Source organism: Pandoraea bronchicola (assembly GCF_902459805.1).
GTDB classification, from domain to species: Bacteria; Pseudomonadota; Gammaproteobacteria; order Burkholderiales; family Burkholderiaceae; genus Pandoraea; species Pandoraea bronchicola.
This window is the reverse complement of record NZ_CABPST010000013.1, coordinates 31,927-51,796: the sequence shown is the minus strand read 5'-3', so window position 1 is coordinate 51,796 and position 19,870 is coordinate 31,927. Positions and strand designations below refer to the sequence as shown.

Below are 19,870 nucleotides of genomic sequence, written 5' to 3'. Positions count from 1 at the left end.
CCTCGATATCGATGAAAATCTGTCATGCCTGAAGACTCAGTAAGAAAGCGTCAGGGTCATGAATAGCCCCTTCGCCCGATCCGCCTGCCCGCCGCCGATACTGAAGCGATACTGCGTGGCGAAATCGACGTACGACCTGGCAGTGTTGTAATGGTCCGAGCGGAAGTAGTAACGGATGTTGAAGCCGACACCTGCGCCCAGCGACCACGACGAACTATTGCCCAGAAGGTCATAACTGTTGACGGCCTGCGGCGGCAAACCCTGATCATTGATAGGCAGCCCGTCCACGCTATCGGCGTTCCTCAACCAATCGCCGCCCATCACCAGATAGGGAAACAGCACGAGGTGTTCGTCGATCTGGTCCATCCGGAAGCTTTGCCCGGCGCGCACTTCGAAGGCCGCGAAATACTGCCGCCGTTTGACCGTGCCCGACGTACTGGTGCCGGCCGCGCCCGTCGTGTTGTCCGTAAGCCAGAGCTGAGATGGCAGGTCTTGCCACGAGTAACCCGCCTGCACGTAGCTCTCGAGCGTGAACCAGCTCGGCTTGTCCATGCGCAATTCGCTACCGATGTAGTACCCATAGGTGGCGTAGGCCAGCCAGCCGCCATTGCCCGCATTGGCGTGGTAATTCGCCGTCTGGTTGCTCTGATTGAGCGTGCATTGCAGATCCTGGCGTTTGGGCTGGAAGGTGCCGGAGCGGGTCGCCGATCCGAGCAGGAACTGGCGCTCCAGACCGAACGTCAACCCGAGATCTGTCGACGGAGTGAAGCGCACACCCAGAATGCCGACGGTCGTCGGAAAGCCCGAGCTGCCGCGGTTCGATGTCGGATCGATGTTGATCGGTGCCTGACTGCACGGATCGAGACCCGTTTGCGCGATCGTGTTGCCCCCTGCGTCGTACAACGTGTTCGACAACTGACCGTAGACTTCGAACGCGTGATCGTTCGAGTTCAACCAGCCGCGAGGACGCCAGAAGACTTCAGCGGAGCTGAATACGGCATTGCCGGGCACCGAGATCGCTGCCCCGCCAAGGCTTCCGCCAGCGGGACGCGAGCCGCGATAGCCCGCAGAAACCGTTGCCCCCCATTGCCGCGATACGTCGGCAATGGCACTGCGCGTGTCGTAGAGCTGCTCCGGCGTCAGCGACAAGTGTTTCGCATCGTAGTCGTCGATGGCCTTGCGGAACGTCTCCTCGGCATCGGCTTTCCGGCCGGCTGCGGAGAGCGCATACCCTTCGGCAAGCACAATATCGGGCGGTGCCTTGCCCGTCGCACGTGCCGCCTCGAAATCCTCCACGGCCAGCGCCGGCTCGCCAACGCGTTGACGCAGATAACCACGCTGAATCAGTAGATCCGGATCCCCCGGCTTCTCGGCGAGCGCTTTCTCGATCCGATCGCTCGCCTCCTTCGTCTGCGCCGAATTTCCTGCCGCCAGTGCCGTCGTCAACAGGCTCTGGTAGATGGGGCTTTTCGGGTCCAGCTCGACCGCGCGACGCGCTTGCTTGATCGCTTCTTGATAGTCCTCGCGGTCGTACGCGGCGTAGGCCTGTGCAGACGGTCCTCCATAGCCCACCGTGTCATATGGCAGAAGTTCGTAGACCGTGCCGTAGGGTGTCTCGCGCGGGTCCTGAATCGGCGACGGGAAATTGACCTGCGTGAGCGGCGACGGCGGACGCTTGTTAGAGCGCGCGAGCTTCAGACGCGTCTTCGCGGCGTCATCCTTGTCGCCAAGCGGCGTAACGAGCGCAATGGCCCGGGCATGATCGCCGCCCGCAAGCGCTGCATCTGCCGCAATCAGCCGGACGTTGCGGACTTGTCCTTCGTCGAGCCAGTCTTGCTTGATCGCTTCGTCGAAGTCCGCATCTGCCAGCGCCTTCTTGCCCTGAAGCTGACGCAAATACCCGCGCATCTCCAGCGCGACCGTGTTCTCGTCGTTCTGCTTGAGCGCATCGGACGCAGCGTCTTCGGCTTCCTGCAACTGATTGTCGAGCATGAGCGCCGATATCAGCAGCAGCCGGTAACTATCGTCCTCCGGCGCCAGACCGACCGCCTCTCTCGCAAAGGGGATGGCGTTTCTCGGCCGGTTATCGATGATCGCCTGATACCCCTGACTGGCCGGTTCGACGGCCTTGCGCGCGCGGAGCACCTGGATACGGGCTTTCAGGTCCGAGGTGTTCGGGGCGCCGAGCGATATCGCCGTGTTCGCGGCGGCCACACCGTCGTCGAGCTTTTCCTGCGCCTCGAGGGCGCCGATCCACAGCAGCGCCCATGCGCCCTGCGACGGATCGATGCGGAACGCTTGTTCCGCATGCGCCGCAGATTCGCTGTATTGCTGCGCGTTGTATTCGGAATAGGCCTGCGTCGCCAAAGGAAAGCCGCGCCGGTAAGCCTCGGTCGGCGGCGGTCCCCCTGCCTGAGCCTGCGCCAGGTTGGTATTCGCATCGCGCAACGCCGGGGCATTGAAACCGTACTTGAGCGCATCGTCGACCGCCTTGCGAGCCTCGTCGAGCTTGCCCGCACGTTGCAGCGAATAAATGAGCAGCATCCGTAGGCGCAGAACATCGGGACGCAGACGCACCGCGCCAGCCGCCGAGGTCGCGGCCTGCGCAAAACGGCCAGCCTGATAGTGCTTGTAAGCCTGGTCGGCAAGCTTCCATGCCTGACCGGAAAGCGGCGCCTCACCGGCCGCCTTATCTGCAGTGGCTGACGCCTGGGCCAGAGCCGGGGACGGAGCGGCAGACCAGCAGCAGGTCATTGCCGTGACAAGGGCGAGCGTGCGAAAAGGCGTCTTCATGTCGCGCCCGAAGTGAGGGTGTTAGGCTGCAGCGGCGGGGCGACCACACCTTGCTGGAACGAGATGGCTTCGTGAAGCGTGGCTTCGTCGAGCCAACCCAATTGCATGAGGATCTCGCCCAGCGGACGGCCCTCGCGTGCTTGCGTCTCCAATGCAAATGTCAGCTTGCTCTCGTCGATGGCCTGCCAAGACAGCAACAGTTCGCCCAGTCGCTGGCGCTGCTGCGTGATCTGATCGGTCGATGGGAAATCGTGCATCGTCTTGTCCCACACAAGGCGCTTGCCCGTAACCAGGTGGACGATAAACAGGCGCCACGCACGCGCGGCGGCCATGGCGTTGATGAAGTTGCCGATCACCATGCGCGGCGCGGCGAGCAGCGCGTGCTCCCAGCCATACATGTGGAACACGAAGAAGCTCCGCTGCGATACACGCAACGCCAGCGCAACGGCGTTCACGCTCATGAGTGTCATGACCCAGCCGTTGGGCGGGAAAATCGACGGGTAATAGACCGTCCACCAGCCGAGCTTGTCGGCGATCAGGAACAGCACGAAGTTGAGCAACAGCACGTAAGCAATGATCGCAACGAACGATGTCGCCAGCCCCTTCCGGTCACGGAACAGCAGGTACTTCGTTGCGAGCGATCCTTGCCATCCGACCTGCGCCCAGCCTTGCAGCCCGATGCCCAGTGTCCAGCGCGCCTTCTGTCGATAGGCCGTCTTGAACGTGTTGGGAAAGTACTCGCGAATGCCGAGCGGCATGCGCAGCGTCGACACCTTCTCCTTGCCGAAACCGAAGAGTCCGGCGCGTTTGATCACGTATTCGACGGGGAACTTGCCGAAGATCTGTTTCATGCCACGCCGCGCCAGTCGCGCGCCGATGTCATAGTCTTCGGTCAGCGTGTCGGTATTGAAAGGCTGATTGTTCGTCTCGGCGGCCAGCTCCTCGAGCGCCCTGCGCGAGAAGCAAGTGCCCACGCCCGCCGACGGCACCATCTTCGACAGGCTCTCGCGCACCACCAGATCCTTGGTGTGCCACTCGGCGAACTCATCCATATAGGTGCCGGCCACGAGTTCGTACCACTCGCGCTCGAGCGACGTCACCGGCAACTGAACGAAGTCGATGCGCGGCAGCAGGTAGTTGTAGTACTTCAGTTCCAGCGGGTGAAGCACGTCTTCGCTGTCGTGCAGGATCACGCCCGCGAAAGGCTCGGGCTGCTGCTGGTTCTGCTTGAAAATCGCCTGCACGATCCAGTTAAGGCAGTCGGCTTTGCAGGTCGGCCCATCGTGCGGCACTTCCACGCGCACCAATTGCCGGTAGCGTCGGCGCATCCGTTCGACTTCGGTCTTCGTCTTCTCGTCGTTCTTGTAAGTGCCAACGAAGATCATGTAGTTCTTGTACTCGAGCGTGCCCACCATGCTCTCGAGCATGGCGGCAATCACGTCGTACTCGAGCCACGCCGGCACCATGATCGCAAGCGGCTGTTCGCGCACGGCGCGCAACTGCGCCGCCTGCAGCGGCGTATAACGCCGCTTGATGAACAGCGAGCGATAGATCTGACGTCCCCAGTACCAGGCATCGATGAACAGATCGTCAATGCTCGACAGCAGGATGACAACGCCGACCACCGCACCGGCAATTTCCAGTGCGTGATAGTAGTCGGCGACCAGATAGGGCCAATAGAGAGAAGAGATCACGATGACGCGCCTCTACGGCTCAATGGCCGCTGCTTTTCCTGCGACCGGCTCGCAGCGCCAGCACAAGAATCAACAGCAATACCAGCAGCGCGATGGCAATCGCAGGCACTCCCCACGACACATAGCGGCGCCATTCATAGAACGCGCTCTCGCCCGCGCCCGGCGGCATGCTCGCGTCCGGATTGCTGCTGTCGATCCACGCCACCGGGCCGGCCGGCCCGATGATCGCCAGATTGCCGCGGTTGAGCAGGAACGGCTCGCCGACATCCGCGCGCGGCGTGCCGATCGCGTACCACAACAGACCGTCTTGGCCGCTCGCGCGCACCACTTCCGCCGTCGACAGGTTCTGCAGGCCGGTGATGTCCAGCCACTTGGCGTCCTTGCCGCCGATCTCCAGTCGCTTGCGATCGGTCACGCTCACCGTCGGTGTGGCCCCGTTGAGCGGCACTTCCATCGCGACGAACGGCTTGCCCGGCTTCACGCTCTTGCCACCGGCGGCCACCGTCAGTTCTGCGCGCGACGGCGACAGGCCGCTGGCTGCCGCGATACCGATCACGCGACGGATATTGGCAGGCGCATCTTCGAGATAGCGGTCCGGCACGATGAGTTGCGGATTGCCCGCCATGAGCGGAAGCAGGCCCACAAAGGTGCCGTCCGGCTCCGCCTGACCCGGGCGGATGTAGCTCGCCGAGGGCAGCACATTGACCGGATAGGCCTGCGGAATCTCATCGCAATTAGCCGAGTACGGCTGGCGCTGCACCGACACGCGCAACGTGTTGTTTACTCCCAGCACATAACCCGGCACACGCGCCTTGAGTTGTTCGGGGCGGCCATTCGCATCGAGTTGCTTGGCCGCGAGCAGAATGCCGTTCCAGAACACCGTGGCCACCGGCTTCGAAGCGGCCGGGCCGGGTGCGGCGGAGAGATACAGCGAAATTTCGGCGGGCATGCGGCCGTCGGATGCCACTGCACTCAGCGGGAACGTCACCGTCCAGTCACCTCGCGCCAGCACGTCGAAACTATCCGACGTCCCCCCAAGGCTCGACAGACGCACCACCTGCTTGTCGGAGATATCAGGCGTATGGGCAATGGGCGCAGTGACGTTGTTCGAGAGCATCAGGCGGCGCAACGAATTGTCAAAGAGACCGGCCGCTTGCGCACCCGCGTCTCCCGCCACGGCGATCACCGACTGATTGCCCATCGCCAGCAGGCGAATCTGCTTGGCGCCAAGCGCGTCGTTCGAGAGCGATGCACGTTGGGTGCGCCACGTTTTGAACGCCTCGGCGGCGTCGGCGTCGCCGGCAAGTTGCCCCTGCACGGCATCGAAAGCAGCCGCAAGCCGCGCACGCAGCGCCGCGTCTGCCACCACGACATCGCCACTCACCGACGGCGCGTTCATCGCGACCAACGCCCCCAGTTCGGCGTCGTTGGCCAACTTGTGCGTTGCACTGTTGTCGCGCAACGCGGAGAAAGCCGGCACACCCGCGAGTGCCGTCGGCACATTGACGCCGCGCGTGTCGACCACATCGCCCACTGCGGGCAGCGCGCGCACGACCACCCGCTTGCCGCTGCGCTCAAGCGCTACACCAATACGCCAGGCGCTGTCGAACGCTTCCTGACTCAGTGTCTTCGATGCGACGAGCAGCGCGGGAGCGCCTGGCAGGGTGCCCCACGCATCGTCGAGACTTGTCACCGACTTCTGATCGATGCGGTAGGTCAGACGCGTCTGCGGCGTGATCGTCACCGAATTGGCCAGCGAGCGATCCGGCTCGCACCGGTACGTGCCGGTACGCGAATGCCAATTCACCGAGAAACGCACGAAACCTGTCTCGCGCGGACGCGGCGAGACCGTCAGATTGCGCTGCAACGGACCGTCGCCGTCGGGCACGGCTTGCGAGGTCATCGGCTGACCGTCGATGGAGAGCACCACTGAGGCGGCCCCCGGTTCGCCCTTCAGATAGCGACCGTCGAATGCCACGGTGGCGTCGGCCAACGGCAGGCCCTTGGGCACAGGCAGATAGAAGTCCTGGCTGGCGTCGCCCGAGAGAACGATGGGCGTTGTAATGCCGAGGTCAGCTAGCGCGATACTGCGCTGCAGGTTGGCTCCCGAGCCAAGCGCGCGAACGCCGTCGCCCAGCGCGCTTGCGTATGACGTGGCGGGAGCGAACGCGCTCAACACCGCGAGGGTGCCCGCTGCCGTCGCACAGACGCGGTGAAGCCGCGCACGCGAGGTATCGGGCGAAGATCGGAGGAGGTCGCGCGCCGTGCGGCGACGCGCATGCAATGTGTTGAGCAACAGCATGAAATATCCGTGAATTGGCGTTTCGTCCGTGCCGGTGGACGTTACGCAGTGGGACGGCTTTGGCGGAGGCGGCAGGAGAGTCATCGCGTCGGCACCCGCTCGGATCTCAGGGAACCCGGCTGTCAGCCGGGGTATTCGGATCGAACTCGCTCACGGTGCGCCCGCACAGGGCCGCCACGATGCGTTGCGAGGCGTGACCATCGCCATACGGATTCAGGCGTCGCGAGAACGACGTGTGATACGCCAGATCGTCGAGAAGACGTGTCACGCCTTCGACGATGCGCTCCCGATTCGCGCCAACCAGCGCGACCGTGCCAGCGCTCACCGCTTCCGGCCGCTCGGTCACATCGCGCATGACGAGCACCGGCTTGCCGAGATACGGCGCCTCTTCCTGCACGCCACCGGAGTCGGTGAGGATCACGTACGCTCGCTGCATGAACCAGACAAAGTCGACGTAGTCGAGCGGATCGATCAAATGCACGTTGCCGAAGCCGGCCAGCTCGGTCATGACGACGTTGCGCACCGCCGGGTTCAAGTGCACCGGATAGACGATCTGCACGTCGTCGCGCCGGGCGAGTTCCGCAAGGGCAGCACAAATATTGCGGAAGCCGTCGCCGAAGCTCTCGCGACGGTGGCCCGTCACGAGCACCAGACGGCGCGATGCGTCGAGCCACGGGTAGCGCGCTGCCGCGGCAACGGCGAGCGGCGAATCGTCACGCAGGCGGGCGGTGAGCGTCGCGAGCGCGTCGATCACGGTATTGCCTGTCACAGCGATCCGGCCGTGCAGATTTTCACGCAGCAGATTTTCCCGGGATGTCGCAGTCGGCGCGAACAGCCAATTACCCACGCAATCGACCACCCGGCGATTCATCTCTTCGGGGAACGGCTTGGACAGATCGCCAGTGCGCAGACCGGCTTCCACATGTCCGACCGGAATGCGGCGATGGAAAGCGGCGAGTGCACAGGCAGACGCCGTGCTCGTGTCACCGTGAACCAGCACGTAATCGGGTTGTTCCGTTTCCAGCACCGCATCGACCCGCTCCATAGCCCGTGCGAACAGGCCGTTGAGCGTTTGATTGGGCACCATGACCTCGAGGTCGTATCTGGCCTTGAGATCGAACAGCGACATCACCTGATCAAGCATCTGGCGATGCTGACCGGTCACACACACCACGCTATCGATACCGGGTTCGCGATCCAGCGCTGTGACGAGAGGCGCCATCTTGATCGCTTCGGGACGCGTGCCGAAGATAGACAGGACTTTCATAGTTACACGTTCTGGTCTGAGCCTGTTCATGCCGTGCGGCACGCAGGCTTCATTGCCCCGGAGGAACTTCGGACAGGGGCGGTCTATGGCATGAGGTCGATACGCCTGCAGCAAATCCAATTCAATTAGATTAGATTGGAATACGATTCATTTTTTGTGAATTTAGCCGCAGCGACGGGCGCTCATCAATACGGGCCGGAAAAACCCGAGTCTGAGCACTCCTCTTACCACCTGTTTGTCCGCCCGGCGCGGCGCTTCTGCCAGCCCCATGCGAACTTGATCTGCCGGATGTTATAAGCCTTCCGTCCCCATACTGTCCCCCGGCAAATCGGAAGATCGTCATTGTCGCGTACGCGCAACGTCCGACGCGCGTCAGCGCTGGGGCTGTACGATTGGGAAATCGGCAAAACAGCCCCGTGCCGACGTCAGAATTGATGTAGCGACTGGGTCAGAAATCTCAAAGCAAATTAAGTAAGTTTGTTAACTTTCCGAAGCGTCACAAAAGCTTCATTGCCGGTGAAGACGGTGCAATCGTCGTGACGAATCGATAGGCGGGACAAACGCAAAAAAGCCGGATGTCTTGAAAGACATCCGGCTTTTGCCATACGTTTTGCCGAATCTGACGCCGGCCGGCTTCGATGTATGAATCACATCGCTGCCGATATGTGGCGTCCCCTAGGGGATTCGAACCCCTGTACTCACCGTGAAAGGGTGATGTCCTAGGCCTCTAGACGAAGGGGACGGAAACCGTCATTCGTTTGGTGGAGGTAAGCGGGATCGAACCGCTGACCTCTTGCATGCCATGCAAGCGCTCTCCCAGCTGAGCTATACCCCCGCGCGAAGAGGCGTGACTATAGCGCATTTGGCAACCGCTGGCAACTGGCCTGTGGCGCCCCCTTCGGCTGACCGTCTCTGACGGCCGATCGTCGCCCAAGGGGGAAATCCGATTTCCACCGCCGATGCCCCACCTCGAAACACCTACATGACACGGACAAAACGTCGGCGTCAGCCCCTATCAATTTAGGCAGGATCGCCAGTCAATAGATTGACTTGAAATAGTTAGTAATACAGTATTCCGCGTTCTCGCGTCCCCCGTCACGGACGCGTAACGGGGGAGCATAACAATATGAAAACCGGCGGATTCCTCTTCCGTCTTGCCATCACCTTTTCGATGGCATTCTCAATGGTGCTTGCGGGGCACGTTCAGGCTCAGGTCACAGACAAAACCGTGGCGTTTGCGGGCGCAGCCTACGGCGGCGACGCCGCCAGCATCGACAAACGATTTCCTTATTCGCGTGCTTATGAGAACGGCCTGAAGGCCGCGGGCGATTCGCCGTACAAGCGTCTGCTGGCGGCAGTGGCACAGAATCCGGCCAGACACTTCACACTCGCGACCGGACCGATCGAGCAGTTGAAGGGTCGCGACCAGGCGCTCGTTGTATCGCTGGTCATCAATACCGAGACCGTGTCCGTCGAGCGCTTCGGCGCCATCCGCAAGCTGTTTGTCCTGCTGCGCGGTCAAGTGCTGTTCTTCGACTTCAAGTCGATGACGGTACTGCGCTCCTATCCGGTCAGCTTCGGTTACGTCGATAACCTCGATCACGAACCCACGCGCGCCGAAGTCCTCGATCGCGTGCGCATGGTCTACGACGGCGCGAACGGCAAGCCCGGTCTGTACGCCCGCTTCGCCGCGTCCGTCGCGCAAGCGCAACTGCCCGATCAGGCGCCGCGCTATCTGCAAGTCACCCGCGTGGAAGTCACGCCGGAGGCCACCGCCGTCCTGCCCGATTACCTGAAGGCCACACCCGGCGCCGCACAGACGTGGGTCGCAGACATGGTGAGCGAGGCGATCTCCACGCGCATCGGCGTGCCGGTCGTGCCTTACTCAAAGGGCTATGCCATCGGTAACGTCATGTCGATGCAAATCATGGACGGCACGGTCTTCAACCTCAAGCTGCCGCAGCCTGATTACGAGATCGACGTCACGCTGAAGAACTTCAAGAAGATCAAATACAGCGAGAACGCGGTGGGCACGGCCTACATCTACGGCAGCTATGCGGATGTCGCCATTCGGGAGCCGCTGACCGGTGCGACCTACCTCAATACCTCGCTCAAGAACGGTGAGGTGAAGCCGGTACCGGCGTCGCAAACTTGGGTCGACGATTTCCCGGCCTATTACGACTCCGTCAACGGCTTGTTCGTGAAGCTTGCCGAGTCTGTGGCAGGTACGGACACGTCATGGGTGAAGTCTGCCGCTTCGGCGTCGGACATTTCGTCGCAAATCGACAAGACGATGGGACTGATGAAGCTATGCAAGTGATGAAGAAACTCTTTCTGCTGTTTGCCGCAGCCGTGTTCGCGTCGAGCGCAGCTGCGCAGGTGCAGCAAGCGCGCGGCAAGGCGACCGTGACGTATGAAGGCTGGTCGATTTCGCGCGACGACAAGGCCCGCGCCTTGTCGGCTGCCCAAATGAAGGCCGTGGAGTTCTATTACGCCGAAGCCGGTGAAGCCGAGTCGGAGAACTTCGACGCGATTCGCCAGAAGATCCTCGCCGAGCCGGATCGCTACATCCTCGACTCGACGATCCTCGCCGAAGACGAGAACTCGGATAAAAAACAATACACGGTGGCCGTGCGCGTGTCGCTCAACGTGGCGAATCTTCGCAACGCCGTGAAGCGCGATTCCGCCGTCGTCAAGGGCGGTCCGGCCGGACGCTCGCCGCTGGCGTTCATCTTCGTGTCGCGCGAAGTCGGTACCTCGCGCGCCTATGACGACCGCGTGTACAAGCGTGTCGACCGCAAATCCGACGTCAAGGCGCAGATCAGCGAGTCCGAGCAGGGCAGCGAGGGCGAGAACATTCGCGGCAATCAGATCGGCACCAGCGCGTCGACGAACGCGAAGATGTCGGCATCGGTGCATAGCTCGGCCTCCATCGAGACAGGCGGCAGCACCACGCGACGCGCCACCGACAACACGTTCCGCCTGATTCCCAGCGCCAATCTGTCGCAGGTCTTCACGTCGACGTTCGCCAAGGCGGGCTTCAAGGTCAACGAAGCCGCACTGGTCGAGCCGTATACCGGCGGTCAGTTCAAGGTCGCCAACGTCGAAAACGACTACAAGAGCGGCATGGACCTGAAGCCTGCGACGCTTGCGTCGATGGTCTCGGGGATGCGCGTAGCGCGCATGTCCTACATCGCGCTGGGCACGCTCGATGTCGGCCTCGCAGATCGCGATCCCAACTCCGGCCTCATGCGCGTGGCTGTCACCGTCAACGCGAAGCTGCTCGATATCGGCCAGACCATTCCGGACACCATCGCCTCGGTGGGCCCCGTTCAGTACGCCGGCACCGGTCCGACCGAAGAAGAGGCCCGCACCAATGCGCTGCGGCTGGCGGCCAACAACGCCGCGCGCGAGTTGACCAGCCAGATCACCAATCTCAGTTTGCGTTAATTGCCGGATTCCACCATCCCTCTCCTGGAGAAGAAGTTCATGAAGAAGATCATCGCTTGTGCCGTTGCGGCTGCTCTCGTGGGTGCCTCGGGCGCCTCGTACGCTCAACTCGGCGGCCTGACCAGCCTCGTGGGCGGCGGCAGCAAGTCGGACAGCACTGCCGATCTGTCGGGCCAACAGGCCGCACTGGTGAAGAACTACGTTGCCGCCAACATCGACGTGCTCAACGCCAACGCCAAGATGGGTGAAGCCCTCGGCCTGAAAACGCAAGCCGAACAGGCTGCCGCAGTCGTGGCGCAACTGTCGTCGGGCTCGACGCAAGACAAGGATTCGGCATCGAAGGCAGTCAACGCCGTGGGCGACACGAGCGGCGCCATCGCAGCGAAGCTCAAGGAAAAGCCGGTGCTCGACGATGCCTCGAAGAAGACCTTCGCACAGGGCCTCGGCCATCTCGCCCTCGGCATGGTTCACTACACCGGCATGCGCAACGACGTGACGTCGATGGGCGCCAACATGAAGAGCGCATCGCCGATGGCGCTGACGTCGCTGGGCGGCGCCGCCTACGTCGTGTCGAACTTCCCGAGCTCGGTCACGGAAGCCGGCAAGGCGCTGAAGAACGCCATCGACTTCGCGCGCAGCAACGGCATCGACGTGCCGTCTGACGCGACCAAGGCACTCGCGGCGCTGTAATCCGGGACACCCTACCAACAACATGATGCGTAACTCGCTCACGGGGGCCCTTGCGGCCCTCTTTTTTATTGCCGGCTGCTCCGAGAAACCCGCCGACGCGCCTCAGGCCCCGGCCTCCGCACCGAGCGCTGCCGCCTCCGTCCCGGACGTCGGCAAGGTCGAGACGGAAAAGACAACTGCGGTAGGCTTCGGCAACTCCGCAGGAGAAGCGGTGCTCGAAGCGATGAAGCTCGCTCTGATGCAAGTCAACGGCGCCGTGGTGCAATCCGATAGCGTGACGGCCAAGTACGGGCTGGACGTCAGTCTCAATCAGGACTCGGCATCGCTGCGGGCAAGCGCATTCGCCGACATCGTGCAGCAGCGCTCGGGCGGCGTGATCCAGCGTCTGCGCGTGATCAGTCTCGACGAGCCGGGTGTCCTGTCCAAGCGCTATAAGGCAAGCATCGAGGCCGACATCGCCAAGTTCAAGCCGTCGGCCGATATGCAAAAGCTCAAGGTCGTGGTCGGCCCAATCGTCTTCCCGCAGGCCTCGTTGCCGATGGGCGACACCACCGTGCCGTCTCGCGAAGTCGCCGCTACGCTGCGCCAGCGTGTGAGCGATGCGCTCGTGCAGACTGGCCGTTTCGCCGTGCTCGACCGCGAGATGAGTCCCGAGATCGAGCAGGAGCTGGACATGATCGCCTCCGGCGAGGCTCCCAGCGCCGAGCTGGCGAAGCTCTCGCAAGCGGCCAGTGCCGATCTGGTGTGGAGTGCGCGCGTGAGCACGTTCAACTACACGAAGCACGCCCGGCAGTTGCGCACAAGCGATCGTCAACTCGTCAGCTATTCGGGCGGCTGGGCACTGTCGCAGAAAATGGTGAACGTGGCGACACGTCAGGTCTCTGCCGCCAGTTCGTTGAGCAACACGTTGCCAGCGACGGCCCCGACCACACTGGGCACCGGCGTCGATGGGCAACGCATTCTCACCGAAATGACCGATCAGGCCAGCAAGGCCATCGTCAGCGCGATCCTGCAATCGACGTTCCCGATCACGGTGCTCGGGCGCGACGGCACCAATGTCGTCGTCAGCCAGGGCGGACAGGCGCTGCGTGAAGGCGGCCGCTACGCCGTCGTGGCGTTGGGCAACGAGTTCAAGGATCCACAGACCGGGCAAAACCTCGGACGCACCGAGAATCCGTGCTGCGAACTGGTCGTCGAGCGCGTGACGCAGAACCTGTCGTACGGGCATCTCGAGAACGTGCGCGGCAACCTCAACCTCGACGCCCTGCCGATCGCAGGCCTTCAGGTGCGCGGCGAGCTTGCCGGCAAGCCCGCAAAGGCAGCGCCTCAGGCCGGGTTGGCCGCAGCGGCAGGTGCGGCGCCTGAGACTTCGGCCGCCAAAGCCACGACCGGGGCAAAGACGGCGAAGAAAGGTTCAACTTCGGCCGACGCGCAATCGGGTCCGTCGCAAGACGAGAAGTGGTAACCCGCCGTAGCCAGTGGTAGCACGCAGTACCGCGGAAGTCCCGTCGCCCGCCTTCGGGGGACGGGACTTCCCGCGAATTCGTGAGAGGGCCCGGGGCCGGTTGCGGGTGCTGACCGTGGGACGCGAGTAGAATCCGCGACACGCATGGCTGGCGATTGTCGCGGCCGGCATAGAACTCGACGGGCCAGACTCATGAGGCAGCATCATGCGTCATCCCCGCTCTCAGCAAGGTTGATGTCATGAGTGAAACCCCATCCCCCGTCCGCACCCCGCGATTCGTGCCCAATGGTCCCGCATTGACCATCGAGCAGACCGCCCTTCAGGTCGCGAACGAGCGGATCTGCATCGCCATGGCCAACGCCGGCACCGGCAAGACGACAACCCTTGTCGCGCGCATCGGTGAAGCCATTGCTGGCGGTACGCCGCCCGAACAAATCCTCGCGCTGACCTTCACCGCCACCGCCGCCGACGTGCTGCGCGCCCGCCTGCAACGCAGCGGCATCCATGCGGACCTGCACAAACGTGTGCGTGTCTCGACCTTCGACGACTACAGCCACGAGGTGCTCGACACCTTGCCCACGGCGAACGAACGCGCACGGCGCATTCAGCGCGACAGCTTCCTGACGTCCTACATTGCCGATGCCATGGAAACATTGCGCGACGACGTCGAACACCGCTACGCACCGGGTACCTTCGAGGACAACCACATCAATGTGGCGCAAAGCATCGACGCCATGCGAAAGCTCAAAGCGGGCGGCGCATTGTTCGATGACGTCGACGACGAACAGCTCGGCGACTTGCTCGAGCGCCTGGACGTTACACCGGCCCAATACGCCATCGCTCAGGCCTATGAACGGATTCGCCTTGGCGCGCTTGATGAGCCGAAGTTCCGGGACCGTTTCGACGCCACTTACGATCTGGCGCAGTTGATCGATCGCGAAAGCGTCGCGCCGCAGTACTTTGCGCCATGCCGGTTGATTGTTTGCGACGAGCAACACGACTTCAACGAAGCGTCGTATCGCGTGCTGCGTCATGTGCTTCGCACGCTGAACTGCCGCTTCGTCGGCGTTGGCGATCGCGATCAGGTCATCCACGGTGAGATGGGTGCGAGCGACGTGTATATGGGAGATCGTTTCCGCGTGGATTTCTCCGGCGCGACCGCCTACCCGCTCACGCGCACGTTCCGTCATGGCCCGCATATCGCCTATCCGGTTGCCGCGTTCAAACGCAAGGCCATCGAGTCGTATGTCCGGCGTCACACCCCCATCGAGGTGATCAAGACCGACGGCGCCCAAGACGCCGTGGCGCAGGCAGTGCTGGACAACGTGCGCGGCTGGTTGCAAGACAGCGACAAACGTTCCACTTGTGCGGTGCTTCTGCGCGACTGGCATCAGAGTGCTGCGGTGGAAGAAGCGCTGTGGCGAGCCGAGATTGCATTCGAATCGCCGAACAAGGAGGGCTTTCAGTTCCGGGAAGAGATCCGGTTCGTGCGCGCCGTGTTCGCGTTGGCGATGCGAGCACACGAAACGATCGACGAGCGCGAGCGCATGTCCGTCGCTGCCGTGCTCGGCATCTTCGCCAATATTCGTTTGTCGCGCGATCAATATCTGCTCACGGCCAAGCATCCGGAGCTGATCGAACAGATCTACGAGTCTTACCTGCTGGGAGCGGCACAGGGTACGCCCGCCGCCAACATCGGCCATCTGATTCGCGAACTGCGCGCGAGCCTGCCGACGCTCCCGGCCAGCGAGGCCTTCCGGCGCATCCGTCAGAAGATCGATTTTCAGGCGGTTGCAACGCGCCTCTACGCCCGCCCTTACGACGTCGATCTCGTGGAGCGCACGCTGCGCGCCTTTGCTGCGACACTGCCCTCAGACGACACGCCGCTCGCCGACTACTTCTCGTCGATGATGACCCGCCTGTCTGCCAGCCGGCGCACACGAGCAGGCGCTCGCGTGAGCGTCGACACCGTCGCGAACATCAAGGGCAAGGAGTTCGATCACGTCATCATTCCGTTTCTGGAACGCAATGAGTTCCCGAATCCGTTCGCTCAGTTGGAAAGCGAGAAGAATCTCTTTTATGTGGCGCTGACCCGGGCTCGGGAATCGCTCACGCTCATCACCTCCCAAGACGAGACCCGCCAGAGCGGCTTCCTCACCTCGCTCGACCTGCCTCGCACGACACACCTCGCCGACGATGCGCTCGTTCGCAATATGGCAATGCCCGTGGACGCCACTCCCGCACGTCGCTACCTCAGCGGCGACACCTATGGCGCGAAAGACAATCTGGCTGCCCTCGGTGCCGTCTACGATCCCGCGCGGCGGCAGTGGTACATCTCGCCGGACAAAGACTCGGCGGCCTTCTCGCAGTGGTTGTCATAACGGTCACCCCACGCGAGTAGAATCCGCTCATGGCAGACATTGACGGGCGAACGTCGTCGCTAACGCAGCGTTTAACGGAACACATCTTCATGAAGAAAGCACTCACACTGGCATTCATGGTCGTGGCGAATTGGGCACATGCCGAGAGAATCGGCGACGTCAGCACGGCGTTCAAGTTGCTGGGGCCCGATCACAAGATTGTCGTGGATGCCTTCGACGATCCGAAGGTGCGCGGGGTCACGTGCTACGTGTCGCGCGCGAAGACCGGTGGTGTCAAGGGCATGGTCGGGCTGGCGGAAGACAAGGCGGAAGCGTCGATTGCCTGCCGCCCCGTGGGGCCAATTTCGTTCAGCGCACCGCTGCCGAAGGAAGAGGAGGTTTTCTCGGAAGGGCTGTCCCCGCTCTTCAAGAAGCTGCGCATCGTGCGAATGGTCGACAAGACACGTAACACACTCGTCTACCTCACCTACTCCGACAAGCTCATCGACGGCTCCCCTCAGAACAGCGTGACCGCCGTCCCGGTAGATCGGGCCACGCCGATTCCGGCGAAGTGATCGACGCCTTTCAGCGAAACGCCCCGTGAGCCACCCGGCAGGCCGGATATCTCACGGGGGCGCAATCCTTCAGATGCCCCATCTCACCGGCGACGACATCACGGCGTCGCCGGTGATCCGAACGCAGCCTCAGGCTTGCCGCTGCAACCGCGCCACCTGCGTTTGCGCGGCCGGTTCAATTCCGGCGCGCAGCAGCAGAATCTTCAGGTGATCGCCAATACGTTCGATACGATCGTTGAAGTGGTTAAGGAACACGAGCACAAACAACGCGGTCGAGATACCGAGCGCGGTGGCGTACAACGCCGTGCCGATACCGGCCGACACGCCCTTGGCATCCGAGATCCCCGACGCAGCGAGCGATGAGAACGTATCGATAATGCCGAGAATCGTGCCGAGCAAGCCGATCAGCGGTGCCGCCGTCACGATCGTGTCGAGCATCCACAGTCGTTGCTTGAGCTTCGACTTCATCGCAAGATACAGCGCAGCCGAGAGCTGCTCCATGTCTTCGCGCGAATGCGCGTTGGCACGCGCCTTGGCCAATGCACGCAGCGCGTCGGCCGGCACGCTGTCGTTGCTCTCGAGATGTTGCGTAAGATCGTCGAGCGTACGGCCTTCGCCGAGCAGCATCGCATCAAGCTCACGAGCATGTTTGTTCGTGTAGCGATAGAAAATCAGACGTTCGATGCTGATGAACAGGGCCACGACCAGGCACGCGTACATCAGGAAAAACGACAGATCATGCAGGACCTGAGTGTTCATACGAAGAGTTCCTCTGGAAAATACGTGAGTGCGGATGCAGCGGCGCGCCTCACTGGAAATCGGCCGACAGCGACACAGACAGCAGTCGCGGCGCGCCCAGGTAGTAATAGACCGTGCCGTTGCCTGCCCCCACCTGAACACTCGAAGGGTTGCGATACTGGCGATTGAATAGATTGCTCACGTTCAGACGCACGGTCGGGTTCTTGAAGAAATAGGTGTTGTTGAAGCGATAGCCCGCATCCAGATCCACCGTCGTGTACGACGGTGCGACTTCGTCGTTCATGAGCGTGGCGTACTGACGCGCGGTGAACTTCGTCTGCGCACGCACATACCACTTCGGCTGCGCGTACTGAATAGACAGACCCAGCAGCCACGACGGGTCAAGCGGGTAGTCCTTGCCCGACGTCGCGAGCGTCGACGTGGCAGACATGCGCAGATCGTTGAGCTGCTTGCTGTGGTTGTTCGTGACAGAGAAGTACGCCGACCAGCCGTGGAACGGCACCGTGCCAAATTCGAGCTGGAAGCCATAGTTGCGCACTGCGCCGGCGTTCATGTACACGGAGTTGTTCAGGTTCGGGTCGTACGCCGTGGCCTGACGGTTCTTGTAGTCGACGTAGAACAGCGAGCCCGAGAACGTACCGAACGCACTCTGATTGCGGTAGCCGAGGTCATACACGTTCGACGTCTCAGCCTGCACGTTGCCCGCAACCACCGCCCGGCCGTTCACGAACGTCACGTTGCCGTTAGTCGGCGAGTATGCGAAGTTGGGCGGTGCGCGGAAGTTGCGCGCTGCGTTCACATACACCTGATTCGAATCGTCGAACGAGTAGCGCACACCGGCTTGCGGCAGGAACGCGTTATAGTCCTTGACCACGTTGTAGGTGATCTGCGAGTTGCTGCCTTCGCTCGCGAAGTTCGTGAAGTCACGACGCACGTGCGGCGTGCGGAAACCTGCCGTCACGTTGAGCTTGTCGGCGAGCATTGAGATCGAGTCGGCCAGGAAGAACTGATACGACGTCGACACCGTCTTCCAGTTACGCGACTGGTAAGGCTGGCCTGTCGGCCCGGTGATCTGGTTATCCTGCAACCAGATATCCGTGGCGGTACCGTCGTTGTTCACGAGCACGGCCGGGCCGGTCTGACGGTGTACCGCGCGCTCGAACCAGAAACCGGCTTGCACCTGGTGGTTACCGATCTGCTGCGTCACGGTCGTAGTGATACCCGGGCGGTCGGTGCGCGTCACGCTGCTGTTCGCCACGATGATTTTGTCGAGCGTGTCGCCGTCACCGTTCAGGTCGCGGCCAGCCCCCACTTTACCCGTCGCCGGGTTCAGGAAGCCCGTTTCCGAGAGCGCGTATTGCTGCGTGCCGCCCGTGCCGAAGCCGTACCAGTAGTACGGTTGAATCTTCAACTGCGTGGTCGGTGTCAGACGGAACACCCCGGTGACCGAGGCGATCACGTTTTCAAACGGGTTCTGCGCCAGCTTGTAATACGCCGGGCTCTGCGAGGCTTCGTTTTGCGCCGTGCCCTTGACCGGCGTCAGGTGCCCGGCGAACTGCGACGCATAGTCGCCGTAGTAGCCGTTCTGGTTAAGCTGCGCGAGCGACGGGTTGTAGATGTTGTTATTGATCGCGCGGTTGTAGTTCATCGATCCCGTAACGTAGTTCGACTTGTCGAAGTCGAAACGGAAACCGAAGTCCACGTGATCGCGCTTGGCCTTGCCGTCGCCCTTCCACTTGTCGATCTCCGCGTGCGAGTACGACATGAAGACCTTCGCCATGTCGTTCGCAAAGCGCCCCGAATCGATACGCACGAAAGAGTTCGTGAGACCCAGGCCACCGACCGTCTGCGTCACACGCATCCGCTTCTGGTCTTCCGGCTCACAGGTGACGATGCTGACGTTGCCCCCGGTCGAGCCGACATGCGGTGCGTCGAGATCGGTCACCCCCTGCGTGACGGACATCGCGCAGGTGTTCGAGTTGTCGAGGAACTCTTGCGGGTACACCGAGAAGCTGCCCGAGTCGTTGACCGGCACGCCGTTGATCGTGTAGCCGATCTGATCGGAGTTAAAGCCGCGAATCGACAGACCGCCACCGAACAGGCCAGACGCGTCGTAGCTATAGGTCGCCACGCCCGGAAGCAGGCCGATCGACTGGAACACGTTGCCCGTGGCCCGTTCCTTTTCGAGTTCGGCGCGCGTGACCGTACTGCGCGTCTTCGGCTCGTCTTCGCGAACCATCAGGCCGTTGCCCAACTGATCGCCTTCGCCGGTGATCGTGACGGTGCCGATGTTGGACGTGGTGGCCGTCGCTGCGGGAGCGGCAGCAGGCGCGGCGGCATTGTCCGAATTCTGCGCGTGGGCGATGCCAGCCTGAAGCAGCAGCACGTTGACCGCGATCATCGACAGACGCAATGCGGGATGCTTGAACGGCTTTGCGGCCGTTGGATAAGGAGCGTTCATCTCGGTGTATAGGTTATGAGTTACGGATACCTGGATCGCAGCGAGTGAGTGCCG

Annotated in this window: 12 protein-coding genes and 2 tRNA genes; 6 read left to right on the top strand and 8 right to left on the bottom strand. The window is 62.3% G+C overall.

Features of this window, described 5'->3' with window-relative positions:
• Positions 1-36: 36 nt before the first annotated feature.
• From PBR20603_RS20065 to PBR20603_RS20040, 6 genes are all read right to left on the bottom strand, one after another.
• The gene (locus PBR20603_RS20065; RefSeq protein ID WP_150561217.1) at positions 37-2,793 is read right to left on the bottom strand and encodes an NfrA family protein; all 2,757 of its coding nucleotides are present in this window, start codon (positions 2,791-2,793) and stop codon (positions 37-39) included.
• The gene (locus tag PBR20603_RS20060) at positions 2,790-4,487 is read right to left on the bottom strand and encodes a glycosyl transferase family protein (RefSeq protein ID WP_150561216.1); all 1,698 of its coding nucleotides are present in this window, start codon (positions 4,485-4,487) and stop codon (positions 2,790-2,792) included. Before PBR20603_RS20060 ends, PBR20603_RS20065 begins: the two co-directional genes overlap by 4 nt.
• Positions 4,488-4,506: 19 nt before the next feature.
• Positions 4,507-6,789 (bottom strand): cellulose biosynthesis cyclic di-GMP-binding regulatory protein BcsB, encoded by a 2,283-nt coding sequence (locus tag PBR20603_RS20055; RefSeq protein WP_246174866.1) that lies wholly within the window; start codon positions 6,787-6,789, stop codon positions 4,507-4,509.
• Positions 6,790-6,895: 106 nt separating this feature from the next.
• Complete coding sequence (gene wecB, locus PBR20603_RS20050) at positions 6,896-8,056, bottom strand: non-hydrolyzing UDP-N-acetylglucosamine 2-epimerase (protein WP_150561215.1); 1,161 nt, start codon at positions 8,054-8,056, stop codon at positions 6,896-6,898.
• Positions 8,057-8,722: 666 nt separating this feature from the next.
• Positions 8,723-8,798 (bottom strand) — tRNA-Glu (locus PBR20603_RS20045).
• A 17-nt stretch (positions 8,799-8,815) separates the two neighbouring features.
• Positions 8,816-8,891, bottom strand: a tRNA-Ala gene (locus PBR20603_RS20040).
• A gap of 291 nt (positions 8,892-9,182) precedes the next feature.
• Here PBR20603_RS20040 and PBR20603_RS20035 point away from each other — a divergent pair.
• The 6 genes from PBR20603_RS20035 to PBR20603_RS20010 all read left to right on the top strand — a co-directional run bounded on the left by PBR20603_RS20035 (position 9,183) and on the right by PBR20603_RS20010 (position 16,596).
• A complete protein-coding gene (locus PBR20603_RS20035; RefSeq protein ID WP_246174864.1) occupies positions 9,183-10,376 on the top strand; it encodes a hypothetical protein in 1,194 nt (397 codons plus the stop codon).
• Positions 10,376-11,506, top strand: coding sequence for a hypothetical protein (locus tag PBR20603_RS20030; RefSeq protein WP_246174862.1), 1,131 nt, complete (start codon positions 10,376-10,378; stop codon positions 11,504-11,506). The genes PBR20603_RS20035 and PBR20603_RS20030 overlap by 1 nt, the downstream gene beginning before the upstream one ends.
• Before the next feature lie 39 nt (positions 11,507-11,545).
• Positions 11,546-12,196 (top strand): hypothetical protein, encoded by a 651-nt coding sequence (locus tag PBR20603_RS20025; RefSeq protein ID WP_150561213.1) that lies wholly within the window; start codon positions 11,546-11,548, stop codon positions 12,194-12,196.
• A 22-nt stretch (positions 12,197-12,218) separates the two neighbouring features.
• Positions 12,219-13,661 (top strand): CsgG/HfaB family protein, encoded by a 1,443-nt coding sequence (locus PBR20603_RS20020; RefSeq protein ID WP_150561212.1) that lies wholly within the window; start codon positions 12,219-12,221, stop codon positions 13,659-13,661.
• A 239-nt stretch (positions 13,662-13,900) separates the two neighbouring features.
• The gene (locus PBR20603_RS20015) at positions 13,901-16,042 is read left to right on the top strand and encodes a UvrD-helicase domain-containing protein (RefSeq protein ID WP_150561211.1); all 2,142 of its coding nucleotides are present in this window, start codon (positions 13,901-13,903) and stop codon (positions 16,040-16,042) included.
• An 89-nt stretch (positions 16,043-16,131) separates the two neighbouring features.
• Complete coding sequence (locus PBR20603_RS20010; RefSeq protein WP_150561210.1) at positions 16,132-16,596, top strand: CreA family protein; 465 nt, start codon at positions 16,132-16,134, stop codon at positions 16,594-16,596.
• A gap of 129 nt (positions 16,597-16,725) precedes the next feature.
• Here PBR20603_RS20010 and PBR20603_RS20005 read toward each other — a convergent pair whose 3' ends face one another.
• Positions 16,726-17,355, bottom strand: a complete 630-nt coding sequence (locus PBR20603_RS20005; RefSeq protein WP_150561209.1) for a MotA/TolQ/ExbB proton channel family protein — start codon at positions 17,353-17,355, stop codon at positions 16,726-16,728.
• Between the two features lie 49 nt (positions 17,356-17,404).
• Entirely contained in the window at positions 17,405-19,816 is a 2,412-nt protein-coding gene (locus PBR20603_RS20000; RefSeq protein WP_150561208.1) for a TonB-dependent receptor, read from the bottom strand.
• Positions 19,817-19,870 lie beyond the last annotated feature (54 nt).